The sequence below is a fragment of the Streptomyces sp. NPDC023541 genome (genome assembly GCF_055559995.1).
Genome location: NZ_JBVHJO010000005.1, coordinates 337,931 through 357,351, shown reverse-complemented (window position 1 = coordinate 357,351; position 19,421 = coordinate 337,931). Strand labels below are relative to the sequence as shown.

General features: G+C 68.1%; 25 protein-coding genes. 23 read left to right on the top strand and 2 right to left on the bottom strand.

Annotated features, from left to right (window positions below):
* Positions 1-2 precede the first annotated feature (2 nt).
* The 22 genes from ACZ3X1_RS15195 (at position 3) to glmM (ending at position 16,219) form a co-directional block, all read left to right on the top strand.
* Entirely contained in the window at positions 3-188 is a 186-nt protein-coding gene (locus ACZ3X1_RS15195; protein ID WP_003956452.1) for a type Z 30S ribosomal protein S14, read from the top strand.
* A gap of 219 nt (positions 189-407) precedes the next feature.
* Complete coding sequence (gene rpsH / locus ACZ3X1_RS15190; RefSeq protein ID WP_007265911.1) at positions 408-806, top strand: 30S ribosomal protein S8; 399 nt, start codon at positions 408-410, stop codon at positions 804-806.
* A 20-nt stretch (positions 807-826) separates the two neighbouring features.
* Entirely contained in the window at positions 827-1,366 is a 540-nt protein-coding gene (rplF, locus tag ACZ3X1_RS15185; RefSeq protein ID WP_030773832.1) for a 50S ribosomal protein L6, read from the top strand.
* Between the two features lie 2 nt (positions 1,367-1,368).
* Positions 1,369-1,752 carry a 50S ribosomal protein L18 gene (gene rplR / locus ACZ3X1_RS15180; protein ID WP_030008471.1) on the top strand — a complete coding sequence of 128 codons (384 nt, stop codon included), beginning with the start codon at positions 1,369-1,371 and terminating at the stop codon, positions 1,750-1,752.
* A gap of 45 nt (positions 1,753-1,797) precedes the next feature.
* A complete protein-coding gene (gene rpsE, locus ACZ3X1_RS15175; protein ID WP_356811230.1) occupies positions 1,798-2,400 on the top strand; it encodes a 30S ribosomal protein S5 in 603 nt (200 codons plus the stop codon).
* On the top strand, positions 2,400-2,582 hold the full coding sequence (gene rpmD, locus ACZ3X1_RS15170) for a 50S ribosomal protein L30 (RefSeq protein WP_005313525.1): 183 nt from the start codon (positions 2,400-2,402) through the stop codon (positions 2,580-2,582). Before rpsE ends, rpmD begins: the two co-directional genes overlap by 1 nt.
* Before the next feature lie 2 nt (positions 2,583-2,584).
* Positions 2,585-3,040 carry a 50S ribosomal protein L15 gene (rplO, locus tag ACZ3X1_RS15165; RefSeq protein WP_030026337.1) on the top strand — a complete coding sequence of 152 codons (456 nt, stop codon included), beginning with the start codon at positions 2,585-2,587 and terminating at the stop codon, positions 3,038-3,040.
* A 187-nt stretch (positions 3,041-3,227) separates the two neighbouring features.
* Entirely contained in the window at positions 3,228-4,541 is a 1,314-nt protein-coding gene (secY, locus tag ACZ3X1_RS15160) for a preprotein translocase subunit SecY (RefSeq protein ID WP_030026339.1), read from the top strand.
* Positions 4,541-5,188 (top strand): adenylate kinase, encoded by a 648-nt coding sequence (locus ACZ3X1_RS15155; protein WP_356811229.1) that lies wholly within the window; start codon positions 4,541-4,543, stop codon positions 5,186-5,188. Before secY ends, ACZ3X1_RS15155 begins: the two co-directional genes overlap by 1 nt.
* Positions 5,189-5,358: 170 nt before the next feature.
* The gene (gene map / locus ACZ3X1_RS15150; protein ID WP_030653658.1) at positions 5,359-6,210 is read left to right on the top strand and encodes a type I methionyl aminopeptidase; all 852 of its coding nucleotides are present in this window, start codon (positions 5,359-5,361) and stop codon (positions 6,208-6,210) included.
* A 138-nt stretch (positions 6,211-6,348) separates the two neighbouring features.
* Complete coding sequence (infA, locus tag ACZ3X1_RS15145; protein WP_003956442.1) at positions 6,349-6,570, top strand: translation initiation factor IF-1; 222 nt, start codon at positions 6,349-6,351, stop codon at positions 6,568-6,570.
* A 73-nt stretch (positions 6,571-6,643) separates the two neighbouring features.
* Positions 6,644-6,757: a 50S ribosomal protein L36 gene (rpmJ, locus tag ACZ3X1_RS15140; protein ID WP_003956441.1), complete on the top strand. Its 114-nt coding sequence runs from the start codon at positions 6,644-6,646 to the stop codon at positions 6,755-6,757.
* 200 nt (positions 6,758-6,957) lie between these two features.
* Complete coding sequence (gene rpsM / locus ACZ3X1_RS15135) at positions 6,958-7,338, top strand: 30S ribosomal protein S13 (RefSeq protein ID WP_007265919.1); 381 nt, start codon at positions 6,958-6,960, stop codon at positions 7,336-7,338.
* A 54-nt stretch (positions 7,339-7,392) separates the two neighbouring features.
* Entirely contained in the window at positions 7,393-7,797 is a 405-nt protein-coding gene (rpsK, locus tag ACZ3X1_RS15130) for a 30S ribosomal protein S11 (RefSeq protein WP_003956432.1), read from the top strand.
* 148 nt (positions 7,798-7,945) lie between these two features.
* Complete coding sequence (locus tag ACZ3X1_RS15125) at positions 7,946-8,968, top strand: DNA-directed RNA polymerase subunit alpha (RefSeq protein ID WP_007265920.1); 1,023 nt, start codon at positions 7,946-7,948, stop codon at positions 8,966-8,968.
* Positions 8,969-9,073: 105 nt separating this feature from the next.
* Positions 9,074-9,550, top strand: a complete 477-nt coding sequence (rplQ, locus tag ACZ3X1_RS15120; protein ID WP_007265921.1) for a 50S ribosomal protein L17 — start codon at positions 9,074-9,076, stop codon at positions 9,548-9,550.
* 102 nt (positions 9,551-9,652) lie between these two features.
* Positions 9,653-10,504, top strand: a complete 852-nt coding sequence (gene truA / locus ACZ3X1_RS15115; protein ID WP_356811227.1) for a tRNA pseudouridine(38-40) synthase TruA — start codon at positions 9,653-9,655, stop codon at positions 10,502-10,504.
* 53 nt (positions 10,505-10,557) lie between these two features.
* Complete coding sequence (locus ACZ3X1_RS15110) at positions 10,558-12,177, top strand: ABC-F family ATP-binding cassette domain-containing protein (RefSeq protein WP_390075768.1); 1,620 nt, start codon at positions 10,558-10,560, stop codon at positions 12,175-12,177.
* 18 nt (positions 12,178-12,195) lie between these two features.
* Positions 12,196-13,479: a glycosyltransferase family 87 protein gene (locus tag ACZ3X1_RS15105; RefSeq protein WP_467279964.1), complete on the top strand. Its 1,284-nt coding sequence runs from the start codon at positions 12,196-12,198 to the stop codon at positions 13,477-13,479.
* A gap of 243 nt (positions 13,480-13,722) precedes the next feature.
* A complete protein-coding gene (gene rplM / locus ACZ3X1_RS15100; protein WP_356811224.1) occupies positions 13,723-14,166 on the top strand; it encodes a 50S ribosomal protein L13 in 444 nt (147 codons plus the stop codon).
* 42 nt (positions 14,167-14,208) lie between these two features.
* Positions 14,209-14,724 carry a 30S ribosomal protein S9 gene (gene rpsI, locus ACZ3X1_RS15095; protein ID WP_030773858.1) on the top strand — a complete coding sequence of 172 codons (516 nt, stop codon included), beginning with the start codon at positions 14,209-14,211 and terminating at the stop codon, positions 14,722-14,724.
* Between the two features lie 136 nt (positions 14,725-14,860).
* The gene (gene glmM, locus ACZ3X1_RS15090; RefSeq protein WP_356811223.1) at positions 14,861-16,219 is read left to right on the top strand and encodes a phosphoglucosamine mutase; all 1,359 of its coding nucleotides are present in this window, start codon (positions 14,861-14,863) and stop codon (positions 16,217-16,219) included.
* Between the two features lie 21 nt (positions 16,220-16,240).
* Here glmM and ACZ3X1_RS15085 read toward each other — a convergent pair whose 3' ends face one another.
* Complete coding sequence (locus tag ACZ3X1_RS15085; RefSeq protein WP_467279963.1) at positions 16,241-17,212, bottom strand: DUF389 domain-containing protein; 972 nt, start codon at positions 17,210-17,212, stop codon at positions 16,241-16,243.
* A 16-nt stretch (positions 17,213-17,228) separates the two neighbouring features.
* Positions 17,229-18,278: a type I pantothenate kinase gene (gene coaA, locus ACZ3X1_RS15080; RefSeq protein WP_356811221.1), complete on the bottom strand. Its 1,050-nt coding sequence runs from the start codon at positions 18,276-18,278 to the stop codon at positions 17,229-17,231.
* A gap of 260 nt (positions 18,279-18,538) precedes the next feature.
* Between coaA and ACZ3X1_RS15075 the strand changes: the two genes are divergently transcribed.
* Positions 18,539-19,273: a hypothetical protein gene (locus ACZ3X1_RS15075; protein WP_356811220.1), complete on the top strand. Its 735-nt coding sequence runs from the start codon at positions 18,539-18,541 to the stop codon at positions 19,271-19,273.
* The last annotated feature ends 148 nt before the right edge of the window (positions 19,274-19,421 follow it).

Here is a 19,421-nt window from a genome sequence, read left to right as displayed (position 1 = left end):
AGATGGCGAAGAAGGCTCTCATCGCGAAGGCTGCCCGCAAGCCCAAGTTCGGTGTGCGTGCGTACACCCGCTGCCAGCGCTGCGGTCGCCCCCACTCCGTGTACCGCAAGTTCGGCCTGTGCCGCGTGTGCCTTCGTGAGATGGCTCACCGTGGCGAGCTGCCGGGCGTGACCAAGAGCTCCTGGTAGCCCCACACCCTTTGGGTGTTGAGGTTTTCCAGACGCTCTCGGTAAGCATCAGGTCGGCGGACCGCTCTGCCCGCATGCCGTAGGCTTGTGGGGTTGGGCGTCCGCCGCCCTATCGACTTACTACGCCGTAGGTCCCCGCACCGCACCCGTCCCGCCACTGAGTGGGGAGAGGGATGGCGCATACAGGAAACCCCGGCGAGAGAGGCCGAAGGCCACTTCATGACCATGACTGACCCGATCGCAGACATGCTCACGCGTCTGCGTAACGCTAACTCGGCGTACCACGACACCGTCGTGATGCCGCACAGCAAGATCAAGTCGCACATCGCGGAGATCCTCAAGCAGGAGGGTTTCATCACCGGCTGGAAGGTCGAGGACGCCGAGGTCGGCAAGAACCTCGTCCTCGAGCTGAAGTTCGGGCCGAACCGTGAGCGCTCCATCGCGGGCATCAAGCGGATCTCGAAGCCCGGTCTGCGCGTGTACGCGAAGTCCACCAACCTGCCGAAGGTCCTCGGCGGCCTGGGCGTGGCGATCATCTCCACGTCCCACGGTCTCCTGACCGGCCAGCAGGCAGGCAAGAAGGGCGTAGGTGGGGAAGTCCTCGCCTACGTCTGGTAGTCGGGAACGGAGGAAAAGCAATGTCGCGAATCGGCAAGCTCCCCATCCAGGTTCCCGCCGGTGTGGACGTCACCATCGATGGCCAGACGGTCAACGTGAAGGGCCCCAAGGGTTCCCTCGCGCACACCGTTAAGGCGCCCATCGCAGTTGTCAAGGACGAGGACGGCGTTCTGAACGTCACCCGTCCGAACGACGAGCGTCAGAACAAGGCCCTGCACGGCCTGTCCCGCACGCTGGTGGCGAACATGATCACCGGTGTGACCACGGGATACGTCAAGGCTCTCGAGATCAGCGGTGTCGGTTACCGCGTGGCCGCGAAGGGCTCCGACCTGGAGTTCCAGCTCGGCTACAGCCACCCGATCCTGGTGGAGGCGCCCGAGGGCATCTCCTTCAAGGTCGAGTCGCCGACGAAGTTCTCGGTCGAGGGCATCGACAAGCAGAAGGTCGGCGAGGTCGCCGCCAACATCCGCAAGCTGCGGAAGCCCGACCCGTACAAGGCCAAGGGTGTCAAGTACGCCGGCGAGGTCATCCGCCGCAAGGTCGGAAAGGCTGGTAAGTAGCCATGGCATACGGTGTGAAGATCGCCAAGGGCGACGCGTACAAGCGCGCTGCCAAGGCTCGCCGCCACATCCGCATCCGCAAGAACGTCTCGGGTACGGCGGAGCGTCCGCGCCTCGTCGTGACGCGTTCCAACCGCAACATCGTTGCTCAGGTCATCGACGACCTCCAGGGCCACACCCTGGCGTCGGCGTCGACCCTGGACGCTTCGATCCGCGGTGGCGAAGGCGACAAGAGCTCGCAGGCCCAGGCTGTCGGCGCGCTCGTCGCCGAGCGTGCCAAGGCTGCGGGTGTCGAGACCGTCGTGTTCGACCGCGGTGGCAACCGATACGCCGGGCGCATTGCCGCTCTGGCTGACGCCGCCCGCGAAGCCGGGCTGAAGTTCTAAGCCCCGGTTCCGGGACTCACGGACGTAACAGAGAGAGGTAATCCAATGGCTGGACCCCAGCGCCGCGGAAGCGGTGCCGGTGGCGGCGAGCGGCGGGACCGGAAGGGTCGCGACGGTGGCGCTGCCGCCGAGAAGACCGCTTACGTTGAGCGCGTTGTCGCGATCAACCGCGTCGCCAAGGTTGTCAAGGGTGGTCGCCGCTTCAGCTTCACCGCGCTGGTCGTGGTGGGCGACGGTGACGGCACTGTAGGTGTCGGTTACGGCAAGGCCAAGGAAGTTCCCGCGGCCATCGCCAAGGGTGTCGAGGAAGCGAAGAAGAACTTCTTCAAGGTTCCCCGCATCCAGGGCACCATCCCTCACCCGATCACGGGCGAGCGTGCCGCGGGTGTCGTGCTGCTGAAGCCGGCTTCCCCCGGTACCGGTGTTATCGCCGGTGGCCCGGTGCGCGCCGTTCTGGAGTGCGCCGGCGTTCACGACATCCTGTCGAAGTCGCTCGGTTCGTCGAACGCGATCAACATCGTGCACGCGACCGTGGCAGCGCTCAAGGGTCTGCAGCGTCCCGAGGAGATCGCGGCTCGCCGTGGTCTGCCCCTCGAGGACGTCGCTCCCGCGGCTCTTCTCCGTGCACGTGCTGGGGCGGGTGTCTGATGGCCCGCCTCAAGATCACGCAGACGAAGTCGTACATCGGCAGCAAGCAGAACCACCGCGACACGCTGCGTTCGCTCGGGCTCAAGCGCCTGAACGACGTCGTCGTCAAGGAGGACCGCCCCGAGTTCCGCGGAATGGTGCACACCGTCCGCCACCTCGTGACGGTTGAGGAGGTTGACTAATCATGGCTGAGAACAGCCCGCTGAAGGCCCACAACCTCCGTCCCGCCCCCGGCGCCAAGACCGCGAAGACCCGTGTGGGTCGCGGTGAGGCGTCGAAGGGTAAGACGGCCGGTCGTGGTACGAAGGGCCAGAAGGCCCGTTACCAGATCCCGCAGCGCTTCGAGGGTGGGCAGATGCCCCTCCACATGCGCCTGCCGAAGCTCAAGGGCTTCAAGAACCCGTTCCGCACCGAGTTCCAGGTCGTCAACCTGGACAAGCTCGGCGCTCTCTACCCCGAGGGTGGAGAAGTCACGGTGGCCGACCTGGTCGCCAAGGGCGCGGTTCGCAAGAACAGCCTCGTCAAGGTCCTGGGCCAGGGCGAGCTCTCCGTGGCGCTGCAGGTTTCGGTTGACGCCGTCTCCGCCTCCGCCAAGGAGAAGATCACCGCTGCCGGCGGTACCGTCACCGAGCTCGTCTAAGACGATTTCAGTGGCTGAATAGCTCAAAACCCGACCGGGGATGCCTCACATATGGGGCATCCCCGGTTGGTCGTTCCACGGGGGGCACACTCGCCGGTAAGGTGGCGTGCACCATTGCTTTGTCGTATACGTCGATCCCTCAGACCGTCACCTCTGACGCAGTAGCGCGGGGGTCGCAGGAGGCACCGTGCTCACCGCGTTCGCCCGGGCGTTCAAGACGCCCGACCTGCGCAAGAAGCTGCTCTTCACGCTCGGCATCATCGTGCTGTTCCGGCTCGGGTCCCATGTCCCCGTGCCCGGCGTGAGCTACAAGAACGTACAGATCTGCGTGGAACAGGCCGGGAGCAGCAATGGTCTGTTCGGCCTCGTCAACATGTTCAGCGGCGGTGCGCTGCTGCAGATCACGATCTTTGCGCTCGGCATCATGCCGTACATCACGGCGAGCATCATTCTGCAGCTGCTGACCGTGGTCATCCCGAAGCTGGAGACCCTCAAGAAAGAGGGCCAGTCCGGCACGGCGAAGATCACTCAGTACACGCGCTATCTGACGGTCGCGCTGGCGATCCTCCAGGGCACCGGCCTCGTCGCCACCGCCCGTACCGGCGCCCTGTTCCAGGGCTGCCAGGTCGCCAGCCAGATCGTTCCCGACCGGTCGATCTTCACCACGGTCGTCATGGTGGTCACCATGACCGCCGGTACCTGCGTCGTCATGTGGCTCGGTGAGCTCATCACCGATCGCGGCATCGGCAACGGCATGTCGATCCTCATGTTCATCTCGATCGCCGCCGGCTTCATCGGCGCCCTCTGGCAGATCAAGCTGCAGGGCAAGATCGCGGACGGCTGGGTCGAGTTCGGCGTCGTCATGCTGGTCGGCCTCGCGATGGTCGGCCTGGTGGTCTTCGTCGAGCAGGCGCAGCGCCGGATCCCGGTCCAGTACGCGAAGCGCATGATCGGCCGCCGTGCCTACGGCGGTACCTCCACCTACATCCCGCTCAAGGTGAACCAGGCGGGCATCATCCCCGTCATCTTCGCCTCGTCGCTGCTCTACATCCCGGCACTGGTCGTACAGTTCAGCGGGTCCACCGCGGGCTGGGCCACCTGGATCCAGAAGCACTTCGTCAAGGGCGACCACCCGTACTACATCGCTGTCTACTTCCTCCTGATCGTCTTCTTCGCGTTCTTCTACGTGGCGATCTCGTTCAACCCCGAGGAAGTTGCAGACAACATGAAGAAGTATGGTGGGTTCATTCCGGGTATCCGCGCCGGTCGACCCACCGCCGAGTACCTGAGCTACGTGCTCAACCGGATCACCTGGCCGGGGTCGCTGTACCTGGGTCTCATCGCTCTTGTGCCGACGATGGCGTTGGCCGGCTTCGGAGCGAACCAGAACTTCCCGTTCGGCGGGACGAGCATCCTGATCATCGTGGGTGTGGGTCTGGAAACCGTGAAGCAGATCGAGAGCCAGCTCCAGCAGCGCAATTACGAAGGGTTCCTCCGCTGATGCGAATCGTCCTCGTCGGACCGCCCGGTGCGGGCAAGGGAACGCAGGCCGCGTTCCTTGCCAAGAACCTGTCGATCCCGCACATCTCCACGGGCGACCTGTTCCGGGCCAACATCAGCCAGGGCACCGAGCTGGGCAAGCAGGCGAAGGCGTTCATGGACGCCGGCGACCTGGTCCCCGACGAGGTGACCATCGGCATGGCGAAGGACCGGATGGAGCAGCCCGACGCCGTGAACGGCTTCCTGCTCGACGGCTTCCCGCGCAACGTCTCGCAGGCCGAGGCGCTCGACGTGATGCTCCAGGCCGCGGGCATGAAGCTCGACGCCGTCCTCGACCTGGAGGTCGAGGAGGACGAGGTCGTCAAGCGCATCGCCGGCCGCCGGATCTGCCGCAACGACTCCTCGCACGTCTTCCACGTGACGTACGCAGCGCCGAAGGCCGCAGGTGTCTGCGACACCTGCGGCGGCGAGCTGTACCAGCGCGGTGACGACTCGGAGGCGACCGTCCGCAACCGGCTGGAGGTCTACCACACGCAGACCGAGCCGATCATCGACTACTACAAGGCCCAGGGCCTGCTGGTGACCATCCCGGCCCTCGGTGAGGTGTCGGACGTCACCAAGCGCGCCATGGACGCTCTCAAGAAGTAGTCACCCCTTGGTGTGCAGGTACGGCCGCGGTGTCCCCTCGGGGCACCGCGGCCGTCTGCATGACGCGCCGCGGCACGGCATCAGCCGATAATTGAGCAACCACAGCGGACAGCGACCACGTCCGCGAGAGCGGCGGCGGTTCAGCCGCAGAAAACGGAAGGCACGCCCACATGGTGCAGATCAAGACCCCCGAGCAGATCGCGAAGATGCGCGAGGCGGGGCTGGTCGTCGCCGCGATCCATGCGGCGACCCGTGAGGCGGCCGTACCGGGCGCCACGACGCGGGATCTGGACATGGTGGCCCGCAAGGTCATCGCGGACGCCGGGGCGAAGTCGAACTTCCTCGGCTACGGCGGTTTCCCCGCGACGATCTGCACCTCGGTCAACGAGGTCGTCGTCCACGGCATCCCGGACGACAAGACCGTCCTCAAGGACGGCGACATCATCTCCATCGACGCCGGCGCGATCGTGGACGGCTGGCACGGCGACGCGGCGTACACCGCCTTCGTGGGCACCGGTCACGCCCCCGAGCTCGTGGAGCTCTCCCGGGTGACGGAGGAGTCGATGTGGGCCGGCATCGCCGCGATGAAGCTGGGCAACCGCCTCGTGGACATCTCCAAGGCGATCGAGACGTACATCAAGCGCCAGCCCCGCCCCTCCACCGGTGAGCACAGCCTCGGCAAGTTCGGGATCATCGAGGACTACGGCGGCCACGGCATCGGGTCCGAGATGCACATGGACCCCCACCTGCTGAACTACGTCTCGCGCAAGCGGGGCAAGGGGATCAAGCTCGTTCCGGGCGTCTGCCTGGCGATCGAGCCGATGGTCTCCCTGGGCACCGCCCAGACGGAGGTCCTCTCGGACGACTGGACGGTCATCACGACGGACGGCACCTGGTCCTCGCACTGGGAGCACTCCATCGCGCTGACGGAGGCCGGTCCGATCGTCCTGACCAGCCCGGACTGCGGCAAGGCGAAGCTGGCGGAGTACGGGGTCACCACGGCCCCGGACCCCCTCGGTTAATGATCTAGACTCTTGGGCAAACTTTCCGGATTCGTTTTTCTGGGTGCCCTGACGTAGACTGACTCGTCGGCTCTCGTGCACTTCCATGCCTGCATGGCGCACGGGGTCGATCAAGGTAGCCGATTCGAAAGGCGAAGCGTGGCCAAGAAGCAAGGTGCCATCGAAATCGAGGGCACCGTGATCGAGTCCCTCCCGAACGCGATGTTCAAGGTGGAACTCCAGAACGGTCACAAGGTCCTCGCGCACATCAGCGGGAAGATGCGCATGCACTACATCCGCATTCTGCCCGATGACCGGGTTGTCGTGGAGCTCTCTCCCTACGACCTGACGCGTGGCCGGATCGTCTACCGATACAAGTAGATCTTGCTCTCACTCCTGCCTGGGCGTCCGTCCCGGTGCGGGTGGTGGCACTGACCCGGAGAACCTCACCAACATGAAGGTCAAGCCGAGCGTCAAGAAGATCTGCGACAAGTGCAAGGTGATCCGCCGTCACGGCCGGGTCATGGTCATCTGCGACAACCTGCGCCACAAGCAGCGCCAGGGCTGACGCACGCCGACCGACCTGCCTTAACGCAGTTCTTCGCGCGACGTAAGAAAACGTACATACGCAGAACCCGCCCAGCCCCGCAAAGGGCCGGCGGCACCTCCGGCGGGGGCCGGGGACCCGGACGTACCATCACCCGACACGGGTGGTCGGCGGTCGGGATCGGTTCTGTGGAAGACCCCCGAACACACAGGAGCCATTGAATGGCACGCGTTTCCGGTGTTGACATCCCGCGCGAAAAGCGTGTGGAGATCGCACTCACCTACGTCTTCGGTATCGGGCGCACCCGGTCCAAGGAGATCCTCGCCTCCACCGGCGTGAACCCGAACACCCGCGTTCGTGACCTGGCCGAAGAGGACCTCGTCAAGATCCGCGAGTACGTGGACGCCAACCTCCGTACCGAGGGTGACCTCCGCCGCGAGATCCAGGGCGACATCCGCCGCAAGATCGAGATCCAGTGCTACCAGGGTATCCGCCACCGTCGCGGCCTCCCGGTGCACGGTCAGCGCACCAGCACGAACGCGCGTACCCGCAAGGGCCCGCGTCGCGCGATCGCCGGTAAGAAGAAGCCGGGCAAGAAGTAGTCCTGTTCAGCGGTCTTGCGCTGTAGGACCGACCACCTCCCGTAGGAGATTTAGATGCCCCCCAAGGGTCGTCAGGGCGCTGCCAAGAAGGTGCGCCGCAAGGAAAAGAAGAACGTCGCTCACGGGCACGCCCACATCAAGAGCACGTTCAACAACACCATCGTTTCGATCACGGACCCGTCCGGCAACGTGATCTCCTGGGCCTCCGCCGGCCACGTCGGCTTCAAGGGCTCGCGCAAGTCCACCCCCTTCGCCGCGCAGATGGCCGCCGAGTCGGCCGCCCGTCGCGCGCAGGAGCACGGCATGCGCAAGGTCGACGTCTTCGTCAAGGGTCCCGGCTCCGGCCGTGAGACCGCGATCCGCTCCCTCCAGGCCACCGGCCTCGAGGTCGGCTCGATCCAGGACGTCACCCCCACCCCGCACAACGGCTGCCGCCCGCCGAAGCGCCGCCGCGTCTGACGCAGCGGACGCACCGTTGCGTTCTTGAGTGTCCGGGCGGTACGACCCCTTCGGGGGACGTACCGCCCGTACCCTTGCAGTAGCCGTACCCCGGTACGGCCCCGTCGGGCGTCAAATAGTGGGCGTCCACGAATGAAGGAACACAGACATGCTTATCGCTCAGCGTCCGTCGCTGACCGAAGAGGTCGTTGACGAGTACCGCTCGCGCTTCGTGATCGAGCCGCTGGAGCCGGGCTTCGGCTACACCCTCGGCAACTCCCTGCGCCGTACCCTCCTGTCCTCCATCCCGGGTGCCGCTGTCACCAGCATCCGCGTGGACGGCGTCCTGCACGAGTTCACCACCGTGCCGGGCGTCAAGGAAGACGTCACGGACATCATCCTCAACATCAAGCAGCTGGTCGTCTCCTCGGAGCACGACGAGCCGGTCGTGATGTACCTGCGCAAGCAGGGTCCCGGCCTGGTCACCGCTGCCGACATCGCGCCCCCGGCCGGTGTCGAGGTGCACAACCCGGACCTCGTCCTCGCCACGCTCAACGGCAAGGGCAAGCTGGAGATGGAGCTGACCGTCGAGCGCGGTCGCGGCTACGTCTCCGCCGTCCAGAACAAGCAGCTGGGCCAGGAGATCGGCCGCATCCCGGTCGACTCCATCTACAGCCCGGTCCTCAAGGTCACCTACAAGGTCGAGGCGACCCGAGTCGAGCAGCGCACCGACTTCGACAAGCTCATCGTCGACGTCGAGACCAAGCAGGCCATGCGCCCGCGCGACGCCATGGCGTCCGCCGGCAAGACCCTGGTCGAGCTGTTCGGTCTGGCCCGCGAGCTCAACATCGACGCCGAGGGCATCGACATGGGCCCGTCCCCGACGGACGCCGCCCTGGCCGCCGACCTGGCGCTGCCGATCGAGGAGCTGGAGCTCACCGTTCGGTCGTACAACTGCCTCAAGCGCGAGGGCATCCACTCCGTGGGTGAGCTCGTCGCCCGCTCCGAGGCCGACCTGCTCGACATCCGCAACTTCGGTGCGAAGTCGATCGACGAGGTCAAGGCGAAGCTGGCCGGCATGGGCCTGGCCCTCAAGGACAGCCCGCCCGGATTCGACCCGACCGCCGCCGCCGACGCCTTCGGCGCCGACGACGACGCGGACGCCGGTTTCGTCGAGACCGAGCAGTACTGAGAAAGCTTGTGGGGGGCTCACGCCCCCCGCACCCCCCTCTCGCGACCGCTTGAGGGAACTGACTCCGGTACCTGACACGGCCGGTGCAGATTTGAAGGAGTAACAATGCCGCGTCCCGCAAAGGGTGCCCGCCTGGGCGGCTCCGCCGCACACGAGAAGCACCTGCTCGCGAACCTCGCGAAGGCGCTCTTCGAGCACGGCCGCATCACCACCACCGAGGCCAAGGCCCGCCGCCTGCGTCCCTACGCCGAGCGTCTGGTCACCAAGGCGAAGAAGGGCGACATCCACAACCGTCGCCTGGTGCTGCAGACGATCACGGACAAGAGCATCGTGCACACGCTGTTCACCGAGATCGCCCCGCGCTACGAGAACCGCCCCGGTGGTTACACGCGCATCACCAAGATCGGCAACCGTCGTGGCGACAACGCCCCGATGGCCGTGATCGAGCTGGTCGAGGCCCTTACGGTCGCCCAGCAGGCCACCGGTGAGGCCGAGGCCGCCACGAAGCGCGCGGTCAAGGAGGCGGAGGCCAAGGCCGAGGCCACCGAGACCGAGGCCGTCGAGGAGACCAAGGAGGCCTGATCCCGCTACGGGATCGAGCTTGCTTGATCGGCTCTGAACGGGCCCGCCCCTTCCCGGGGCGGGCCCGTTCTGCATATGGGTGATTCTGAGAGGATCGGTCACGTGAGTGACGAGGTGGAGCCCGGGCACGTCCGGGTGCGGCTGGACCTGAGCTACGACGGCAAGGACTTCTCCGGCTGGGCGAAGCAGCGCACGCTGCGGACCGTCCAGGGAGAGCTGGAGAGCGCCCTGCAGACCGTGATGCGGCTGAAGGAGCCGGTCGAGCTGACCGTGGCCGGGCGTACGGACGCGGGAGTGCACGCCCGCGGGCAGGTCGCGCAGTTCGACCTCGCCGAGGAGGTCTGGGCCGAGCACCACGACAAGCTGCTGCGCCGCCTCGCCGGCCGCCTGCCGCACGACGTACGGGTGTGGAAGGTCGCCGAGGCCCCCGAGGGCTTCAACGCGCGCTTCTCCGCCATCTGGCGCCGCTACGCCTACCGCGTCGGCGACCACCAGGGCGGAGTGGACCCGCTGCGCCGCGGCCACGTGCTCTGGCACCAGTGGCCCCTCGACGTGGACGCCATGAACGAGGCGGCCACCGCGCTGCTGGGCGAGCACGACTTCGCCGCCTACTGCAAGAAGCGCGAGGGCGCCACGACCATCCGCACGCTCCAGCAGCTCAGCTGGGAGCGCGCCGAGGACGGCATCGTCACCGCGACCGTCCGCGCCGACGCCTTCTGCCACAACATGGTCCGCTCCCTCGTGGGCGCCCTGCTGCACGTCGGCGACGGCCACCGGCCCGCCGACTGGCCCGGCAAGGTGCTGGCGGCCGGCGTACGGGACTCCTCGGTGCACGTGGTCAAGCCGCACGGGCTGACCCTGGAGGAGGTCGGCTACCCGGCGGACGAGCTGCTGGCCGCCCGCAGCAGGGAAGCGCGCAACATGCGGACCCTGCCGGGCGCCGGCTGCTGCTGAGCCGCAGCCAAATCGTTTGGGCGGATCGTGCGCCGACCTGGACAATGCCCGGCATGGGACATCTCGAAGCCAGCCACCTGGAGTACTACCTTCCCGACGGGCGGGTACTGCTCCCCGACGTCTCCTTCCGCGTGGGGGAGGGGGCGGTGGTCGCCCTGGTCGGGGCGAACGGCGCCGGCAAGACCACCCTGCTGAAGCTGATCTCGGGGGAGCTCCAGCCGCACGGCGGCGGCGTGACGATCAGCGGCGGGCTCGGCGTGATGTCCCAGTTCGTGGGCTCCGTACGCGACGACACGACCGTACGGGACCTGCTGGTCTCCGTGGCCCAGCCGCGGATCCGGGAGGCCGCGAAGGCCGTCGACCGCGCCGAGCACCTGATCATGACGGTGGACGACGAGGCCGCGCAGATGGCCTACGCCCAGGCCCTCAGCGACTGGGCCGACGTCCAGGGCTACGAGGCGGAGACCCTGTGGGACGTCTGCACGACGGCCGCGCTGGCCATCCCGTACGACTCCGCCCAGTTCCGCGAGGTGCGCACGCTCTCCGGCGGTGAGCAGAAGCGCCTCGTGCTGGAGGCGCTGCTGCGCGGGCCGGACGAGGTGCTGCTGCTCGACGAGCCGGACAACTACCTCGACGTCCCGGGCAAGCGGTGGCTGGAGGAGCAGCTGAAGGCGACCCGCAAGACGGTCCTCTTCGTCTCCCACGACCGGGAGCTGCTGACCCAGGCCGCCGAGAAGATCATCAGCCTGGAGGCGAGCCCGACCGGCTCCGACGTCTGGGTGCACGGAGCGGGCTTCGGTACCTACCACGAGGCCCGCAAGGAGCGCTTCGCCCGCTTCGAGGAGCTCAAGCGGCGCTGGGACGAGGAGCACGCGCGGCTCAGGGCCCTGGTGCTGCGGTTGCGCAACCAGGCCGCCAGCAGCCCCGACATGGCCTCGCGCTACCGGGCGATGCAGACCCGCTTCCAGAAGTTCGAAGAGGCCGGTCCGCCGCCGGAGCCGCCGCGCGAGCAGGACATCAAGATGCGGCTCAAGGGCGGCCGTACGGGCGTGCGCGCGCTGACCGTGGAGAACCTGGAGCTCACCGGGCTGATGAAGCCGTTCTCCCTGGAGGTCTTCTACGGGGAGCGGGTCGCGGTGCTCGGCTCGAACGGCTCGGGCAAGTCGCACTTCCTGCGGCTGCTGGCCGGCGAGGACGTCAAGCACACCGGGGACTGGAAGCTGGGCGCACGGGTGGTTCCCGGCCATTTCGCCCAGACCCACGCCCACCCGGAGCTGTTCGGCCGCACCCTCGTCGAGATCCTGTGGACGGAGGCGGCCAAGCCCCTGGGACAGGCGATGGGCGCTCTGCGCCGCTACGAGCTGGAGCGCCAGGCCGAGCAGCCCTTCGAGAAGCTCTCGGGCGGCCAGCAGGCACGTTTCCAGATCCTGCTGCTGGAGCTGGCGGGCACCACGGCGCTGCTGCTGGACGAGCCCACGGACAACCTGGACCTGGAGTCCGCGGAGGCCCTCCAGGACGGCCTGGAGTCCTACGACGGGACCGTGCTGTGCGTCACGCACGACCGCTGGTTCGCGCGCACATTTGACCGTTACCTGGTCTTCGGTTCGGACGGTGTTGTGCGGGAGACTCAGGAGCCCGTCTGGGACGAACGCAGGGTCGAACGCAAGCGCTAACGGTGAGGGAGGGGCGTCGTGGGCCTGAGGCCTGGCATCTGGCTCATGAGGTGGGAGGCGCTGAGGCCCGGGAACCGGCTCGTCGACTGGCTGCTGCGGCCGGCCCCCCGGTCCTGGCGGGTGCTCTGTCTCGCGGTGCTCCTCGGGATCTGCGTCTCCACGAGCCTGCGGGCGAACTGGGGCTCGGACAACGCCTTCGTCGTCAAGGCGGCGCAGACGCTGCTGGAGGGCGGGTCGCCGTACGAGGACAAGCGCTTCCTCTACCTGCCCAGCGCCGTGCTCATGGCGGTACCGGAGGCGCTGGTCCCGCGCGGGGTGCTGCGCTGGATCCTGCCGGTCGGCATGTCGGGGCTGCTGGGCATCGGCTGGCTGGCGGCCCTGCGGCTGTTCTCGGTGCCGCTGCGCTCCCGCCTCGCGGTCGGCGGTCTCGCCGTGTTCGCCCTCGCCTACAAGCCGTACGTGAACCTGGTGCTGATCGGCAACTGGACGGCCATCTCGGCGGCCACGCTGCCCGTGGCGCTGCTGCTCGCGCACCGGCGGTCCTGGGGGGCGGCCGGACTGGTGGTCGGGCTGGCCATCGCCTGCAAGCCGATGCTGGTGCCGATCGGGCTGCTCTTCCTGCTGGCCCGCCAGTGGCGGGGGCTGGCCGCGGCGGTGCTGGTGCCCCTGGGGATCTCGCTGGCCGGTGCCCTGATGATGCCGAGCCCGTCGCTGTTCTTCACCAAGACCCTGCCGTTCCTGCTCCAGGGGCAGGACGCGTACGCACTGCCCTGGGACGCCTCGCCGATAGCGGTGCTGCCGCGGCTGGGGGTGCCCCAGCCGCTGGCGGTGCTGGTGGCCTTCGCGGGGGCCGCGGCCGGTCTGTGGGCGGCCTGGGCGCGGTGGCGGCGTACGGACCAGGACGGCGACGGCGGTGAGCTGCGTCTCGTGGAGACCGCCTGCATGGTGATGCTCGCCGCATTCCTGGTGTCGCGGCCGTCCTTCGACCACTACCTGCTCGTGGTGCTGCCGCTGCTGTTGGCCTCGGTGGTGCGAGCGGGGTCTACGGCCCGCTCGCCCTGGTTCTGGCTGGCCCTGACGCCGCAGCTGGCCCTGCTCCCGTGGCCCTCCGAGCTGGCCCACAAACGGCGCGCCTTCAAGGACTGCGCCACCCTCTGCGGGCTCGCGATCGTGCTGGCGCGTCATGCACTGCGCTCCGGTCGGGTTATTCTGGGGCCCGTAACAACTGCGGGGTCCCCACCCAGGACCGAACCGGAGTGCGCCGCGACGTCAGCAGAATCGGCATCGCGGACCGCGTTTTGACCCGTACGGGTCTGCTTGGGTATCCTGCTGGTTTGTTATGCGTATTGGCTTTCTCATTCTCACGTGAAAGGGCCTTACGCCGGTCCACCGGACCGATGACCAGCAGTTGGCCGTTCACACGGGTTGCGTCCCCGGAGTGAACGAGGGCTGTCGTGATCGTCCGTGGTGACCCTGTCAGGATCCTTCCCGCGGGGCTTTGCGCCCTATGGGATGACCCACCACTGAAGAAGCGAAGGCATACGCGTGCGTACGTTCAGCCCCAAGCCCGGCGACATCTCGCGCCAGTGGCTCGTCATCGACGCCCAGGACGTCGTCCTCGGCCGTCTGGCGACCCAGGCCGCTGCCCTCCTCAGGGGCAAGCACAAGCCGACCTATGCCCCCCACATGGACATGGGCGACTTCGTCATCATCATCAACGCCGACAAGGTTCACCTGTCCGGCAACAAGGCCTCCCAGAAGATGGCGTACCGCCACTCCGGTTTCCCGGGCGGTCTGCGTTCCGTGCGTTACGACGACCTCCTGGCGAACAACCCGGAGAAGGCCGTCGAGAAGGCCGTCAAGGGCATGCTCCCCAAGAACACCCTGGGCCGTCAGATGCTCTCGAAGCTGAAGGTCTACTCGGGCGACCAGCACCCCCACGCTGCCCAGCAGCCGGTGCCGTTCGAGATCACCCAGGTCGCGCAGTAGTTCCGGCCACCCCCTAAGACACAGAGAATTCTGAGGAGCATCGTGGCCGAGACCACCGCCGAGACCCCCGTCGACGAGTTCGAGGGCGTCGAGGAGTACACCACCGAGTCCGAGGTCGTCGTCGAGGGCGACTACACCTCCGAGTCCCTTGCCGGTCGCTTCGGTGACCCCCAGCCGGCCGCCGGCCTGGGCCGTCGCAAGAACGCCATCGCCCGCGTCCGGATCGTTCCGGGCACCGGCAAGTGGAAGATCAACGGTCGCACCCTTGAGGACTACTTCCCCAACAAGGTGCACCAGCAGGAAGTCAACGAGCCCTTCAAGCTCCTGGAGCTCGACGGCCGCTACGACGTCATCGCCCGCATCTCGGGTGGCGGCGTCTCCGGCCAGGCCGGCGCCCTGCGCCTCGGTGTGGCCCGCGCGCTGAACGAGGCGGACGTGGACAACAACCGCCCGGCGCTGAAGAAGGCCGGCTTCCTCTCCCGCGACGACCGTGCGGTCGAGCGTAAGAAGGCCGGTCTCAAGAAGGCCCGTAAGGCTCCGCAGTACAGCAAGCGTTAATCTGCGCCTGCTGTTCTGCAACGAAACCGCCCCGGCAGCACTCTCTGTGCTGCCGGGGCGGTTCGTTTACCGCCACAAGCGGCAAATACCTGACACAAGCGGTCATACGCGAAGCGCAAAACTCGGGAGGACAACAGTGGGACGACTCTTCGGGACGGACGGTGTACGCGGCGTCGCCAACGCGGATCTGACGGCGGAGCTCGCGCTCGGCCTCTCCGTGGCGGCTGCCCACGTACTCGCCGAGGCGGGCACCTTCGAAGGCCACCGGGCGACCGCCGTGGTCGGCCGGGACCCCCGGGCCTCCGGTGAATTCCTCGAGGCCGCGGTCGTGGCCGGCCTCGCGAGCGCGGGCGTGGACGTCCTGCGCGTCGGTGTGCTGCCCACCCCGGCGGTGGCGTATCTCACCGGTGCGCTGGGTGCCGACCTCGGCGTTATGCTCTCCGCCAGCCACAACGCCATGCCCGACAACGGCATCAAGTTCTTCGCCCGCGGCGGCCACAAGCTCGCCGACGAGCTGGAGGACCGCATCGAGTCGACCTACGAGGAGCACCGCACCGGCGCCCCCTGGGACCGGCCCACCGGCTCCGGCGTCGGCCGCGTCTCGGACTACACCGAGGGCTTCGAGAAGTACGTCTCCCACCTCATCGGCGTCCTGCCCAACCGCCTCGACGGCCTGAAGATCGTCCTCGACGAGGCGCACGGCGCGGCCGCCTACGTCTCGCCTGAGGCGTTCGCCCGGGCCGGCGCGGAGATCGTCACGATCGGTGCCGAGCCGGACGGCCTGAACATCAACGACGGCTGCGGCTCCACCCACCTCGGCCTGCTGAAGGCGGCCGTGGTCGAGCACGGCGCCGACTTCGGCATCGCGCACGACGGCGACGCGGACCGCTGCCTCGCCGTGGACGGCAGCGGCGCCGAGGTCGACGGCGACCAGATCCTCGCGGTGCTGGCGCTGGCCATGCGCGAGGCCGGCCAGCTGCGCGAGAACACCGTGGTCGGGACCGTGATGTCCAACCTGGGCTTCAAGCTGGCCATGGAGGGCGAGGGCATCCACGTCGTCCAGACCGGGGTCGGAGACCGGTACGTGCTGGAGTCGATGAAGGAGCACGGTTACGCGCTCGGCGGCGAGCAGTCCGGCCACGTGATCATCCTCGACCACGCGACCACCGGCGACGGCACGCTGACCGGTCTGCTGCTGGCGGCGCGGGTCGCGGCCACCGGCAAGTCCCTGGCCGAGCTGGCGGGCGTCATGCAGCGGCTGCCGCAGGTCCTGATCAACGTTCCCGACGTGGACAAGTCCCGCGTCGCCACCTCCGCCGAACTGGCGGTTGCGGTGACCGACGCCGAGCGCGAGCTGGGCACCACCGGCCGGGTGCTGCTGCGTTCGTCCGGTACGGAGCCACTCGTGCGGGTGATGGTCGAGGCTGCCGACATCGACCAGGCGCGCGCGGTCGCCGGCCGCCTCGCGGACGCCGTGAAGTCGGCGCTCGGCTAGGGCGTGTCTTAGGTCCCGTACCTAGATTCCGCCGCCAGGCCCGTGTGGCGCACCCGGTTTCCGGATCATCCGGTTCTGCTGGGTGCGCCACAGCAGTTTCCAGGCGATGAGGGTGAGCGTGCCCGCAAGGATGATGCCGCCCAGGTTGAGCGCCAGCTGTATGCCGGAGCCCCACATCTGGGCGAAGTCGCCGTAGCTGAGGGCCACGGCGGCGTTGGCGGCCGCCGGGACCGTGGTGACGGAGATCGCCACGCCGACCAGGGCGCCGGCCTTCGCCGACGTCAGCGACAGCATGCCGGCCACGCCGGCGAGCAGCGCCACGACGAACGAGAACGGGTCGGGCTGCCAGATGAAGCTGGTGTTCGGCCGTTCGTTCTCCAGCAGGTGCTCGTGGAAGAGGCCCAGCGCGTCCATGGCCAGACTGAAGGCCGTCGTCACCACGATCGCCGCCGTGAAGCCCACCGTCAGCGCGATGAACGAGCGCCAGGCGAGTTTGGGCCTGCGCCGCACCAGACCGGTGCACACGCCGGCGAGCGGGCCGAACTCGGGGCCGACCGCCATCGCACCCACGATCAGCACGGCGTTGTCGAGCACGACACCGCACGCCGCGATCATCGTCGCCAGGACCATGAAGGCGGTGTAGGTGATGCTGAGGGTGGACTCCTCGTGCGTCGATTCGGCGAGCTGCTCCCAGATCACCGCGTCGGCGGCCTCGCCCGGCGCCTCCACCTCCGCCTGGTCGGCGCGCCGGGAGATCGACAGGTCGATGTTCTCGACGGCGATGGAACCGGTCTCGCCGATGCCGAGCGCGCGCATGTTCTGGAGCAGCTCGTCGGCAGACTCCCGGGCGACGTCGCAGAGCACGAGGTCGCCCTCCGGGTCGCGGGCGGCGCCCGTGAGGACGGCCAGGTGGGTGGTGCCGACCGTCCGGTCGACCAGCTCCACCACCTGCTCGGTGAGGTGGTGCGGGGTGATCATCCGCAGATGCAGCATCCCCGCACCCTAGCCACTACAGCTTGCGCAGGCTCAGCTTCTGCACTTTGTGGTCCGGGCCCTTGCGGACGACGAGCGTGGCCCGGCCGCGGGTGGGCGCCACGTTCTCCAGCAGATTGGGCCTGTTGATGGTCCGCCACATCGTCTGCGCGTACTCCATGGCCTCCTCCTCGGAGACCTGCGTGTACTTGCGGAAGTACGAGAAGGGGTTCTGGAAGGCGGTCTCGCGCAGCTTGCGGAAGCGGTTGAGGTACCACCGCTCGATGTCCTCGGCGCGGGCGTCCACGTACACGCTGAAGTCGAAGTAGTCGGCGAGGGCGACGCGGGTCCGGCCGTCGGTGCCGGGCAGCGCCGGCTGGAGCACGTTGAGGCCCTCGACGATGAGGATGTCCGGGCGGCGTACGACGAGCTCCTCGCCCGGCACGATGTCGTAGATCAGGTGTGAGTAGACCGGGGCCCGCACCTCGTCCTTGCCGGCCTTGATGTCGGCGACGAAACGGGTGAGCGCCCGGCGGTCGTAGGACTCGGGGAAGCCCTTGCGGGAAGTGAGCCCGCGCCGCTGGAGCTCCTTCATCGGGTACAGGAAGCCGTCGGTGGTGACCAGCTCCACCCGCGGGTGCTCGGGCCAGCGGGCGAGCAGGGCCTGCAGCAGACGGGCCACCGTGGATTTGCCGACGGCGACCGAACCGGCCACCCCTATGACGAAGGGGGTGCCCGCCTGCGCGCCGTGGCCGTTGCCGGCGTCGCCGAGGAAGGTGTTGAGGGTGCCGCGGAGGTTGCTGGTGGCGCCGACGTAGAGGTTCAGGAGGCGCGAGAGCGGCAGGTAGACGTCGCGGACCTCGTCGAGGTCGATGACGTCGCCGAGGCCGCGCAGGCGCTCCACCTCGTCGGCGGTGAGCGGCAGCGGCGTCCGCTCGCGCAGGGCGCTCCACTCGGCCCGGGTGAGGTCGAGGTACGGCGAGGCCTCAGGACCGCGGCGGTGCGCGGCGCGCGGGGGCTGACCCTCCCGGCCGGTGTGCTCCGTTGCACCCGCGGGCGTGTTGCTTCGTGGCGGCGAAGTGATCACACCGCCATTGTCGGGGCTGGGGGGCGGTTGTGGGTGGTGGGGTCGGTCACGTGCGCAACGGGAGGAAGGGTCTCGATTCGGGGCGACGCGGGTTGCGCCCTGATCACGATCCGCGCCCGCGGTCACGCGCGGGAGACCGGCGGTCCGGGGACGGCCGTACAGTGCGGAGCGCCGCAGTCCGTTTCCGTGTGCCGCCTGTCCGCGGCGCTGTTCGCGCTGCTCTGTCATGCCTTGCCCTGTTGCCCCTGTGGGAGTCCTCCGTGCGTACCTCTCTTGTCCGTCGTGCCGTACTGACCGCGTCCGCGGCGTCCCTGGGCCTGCTGGCCGCCGCCTGCACCGGCTCCGGCCAGGGTGGCGCCGAGGCCGACGCCAAGCCGTCCGTGAGCACCCCGGCCCCCGCGCCGACGCCCGAGGCGAAGGCCCTCGGCCCGGCGGAGCTGGAGAAGCTCACGCTGGCCGACGGCGACGTGGCCAAGGTGAAGATCGAGAAGGCCGGCGCCGACGACGTGGCCAAGGCCGCCGAGGTCACCACCGACAAGCAGGAGTGCAGGCCCCTGGCGGAGGCGGGCGGCCTGGCTCCCGTCGGCAAGGCCGTCACCACCACCGAGCGCATCGGCACCGGAGCGCCCACCGATCCGGCCAACCCGATGAGCATCACCCTGACCTCCGTCCAGCTCGCGTCGTACGACGCCAAGGGCGCCGAAGAATCGCTGGCTTCGATGAAGGCGGCCGGTCAGGCTTGCGCGGGCGGTTTCACCACGACGGTGAAGGGCGAGAAGACCGTGGTCAAGTCGGTCGGGCCCGCGGCTCTGACCGCGGGCGACGACGCCGCGTCGTGGGCGTTCACCGCCGAGAGCGACGGCGAAACCCTGAAGAGCCAGATGGTCGCCTTCCGCAAGGGCAACAACCTCGTCGTGATCCACTCCTTCCAGTTCACGGGCAAGCCCGCGCTTCCGCAGGCCTTCGTGGACGCCCAGCTCAAGAAGCTCGGCTGATCACCTCCGGCACCCGGACCGGAACCGTGCGCTCGCGGTTCCGGGTTTCCGGGTCGCACGGGAATCGGTACCGGTTCGGGGCTCTTCGAGGTCTCGCGTCGGTCACGATGTGTCGCGGCCGCGCAAATTCGCGGTCGGAAGATCGTTT

What these genes read in the sequence shown, in the direction of transcription:
- ACZ3X1_RS15195 (WP_003956452.1), top strand. Translation starts at nt 3, where the DNA reads ATGGCGAAGAAGGCTCTCATCGCGAAGGCTGCCCGCAAGCCCAAGTTC.
- rpsH (WP_007265911.1), top strand. Translation starts at nt 408, where the DNA reads ATGACCATGACTGACCCGATCGCAGACATGCTCACGCGTCTGCGTAAC.
- rplF (WP_030773832.1), top strand. Translation starts at nt 827, where the DNA reads ATGTCGCGAATCGGCAAGCTCCCCATCCAGGTTCCCGCCGGTGTGGAC.
- rplR (WP_030008471.1), top strand. Translation starts at nt 1,369, where the DNA reads ATGGCATACGGTGTGAAGATCGCCAAGGGCGACGCGTACAAGCGCGCT.
- rpsE (WP_356811230.1), top strand. Translation starts at nt 1,798, where the DNA reads ATGGCTGGACCCCAGCGCCGCGGAAGCGGTGCCGGTGGCGGCGAGCGG.
- rpmD (WP_005313525.1), top strand. Translation starts at nt 2,400, where the DNA reads ATGGCCCGCCTCAAGATCACGCAGACGAAGTCGTACATCGGCAGCAAG.
- rplO (WP_030026337.1), top strand. Translation starts at nt 2,585, where the DNA reads ATGGCTGAGAACAGCCCGCTGAAGGCCCACAACCTCCGTCCCGCCCCC.
- ACZ3X1_RS15155 (WP_356811229.1), top strand. Translation starts at nt 4,541, where the DNA reads ATGCGAATCGTCCTCGTCGGACCGCCCGGTGCGGGCAAGGGAACGCAG.
- map (WP_030653658.1), top strand. Translation starts at nt 5,359, where the DNA reads ATGGTGCAGATCAAGACCCCCGAGCAGATCGCGAAGATGCGCGAGGCG.
- rpmJ (WP_003956441.1), top strand. Translation starts at nt 6,644, where the DNA reads ATGAAGGTCAAGCCGAGCGTCAAGAAGATCTGCGACAAGTGCAAGGTG.
- rpsM (WP_007265919.1), top strand. Translation starts at nt 6,958, where the DNA reads ATGGCACGCGTTTCCGGTGTTGACATCCCGCGCGAAAAGCGTGTGGAG.
- rpsK (WP_003956432.1), top strand. Translation starts at nt 7,393, where the DNA reads ATGCCCCCCAAGGGTCGTCAGGGCGCTGCCAAGAAGGTGCGCCGCAAG.
- ACZ3X1_RS15125 (WP_007265920.1), top strand. Translation starts at nt 7,946, where the DNA reads ATGCTTATCGCTCAGCGTCCGTCGCTGACCGAAGAGGTCGTTGACGAG.
- rplQ (WP_007265921.1), top strand. Translation starts at nt 9,074, where the DNA reads ATGCCGCGTCCCGCAAAGGGTGCCCGCCTGGGCGGCTCCGCCGCACAC.
- ACZ3X1_RS15110 (WP_390075768.1), top strand. Translation starts at nt 10,558, where the DNA reads ATGGGACATCTCGAAGCCAGCCACCTGGAGTACTACCTTCCCGACGGG.
- ACZ3X1_RS15085 (WP_467279963.1), bottom strand. Translation starts at nt 17,212, where the DNA reads ATGCTGCATCTGCGGATGATCACCCCGCACCACCTCACCGAGCAGGTG.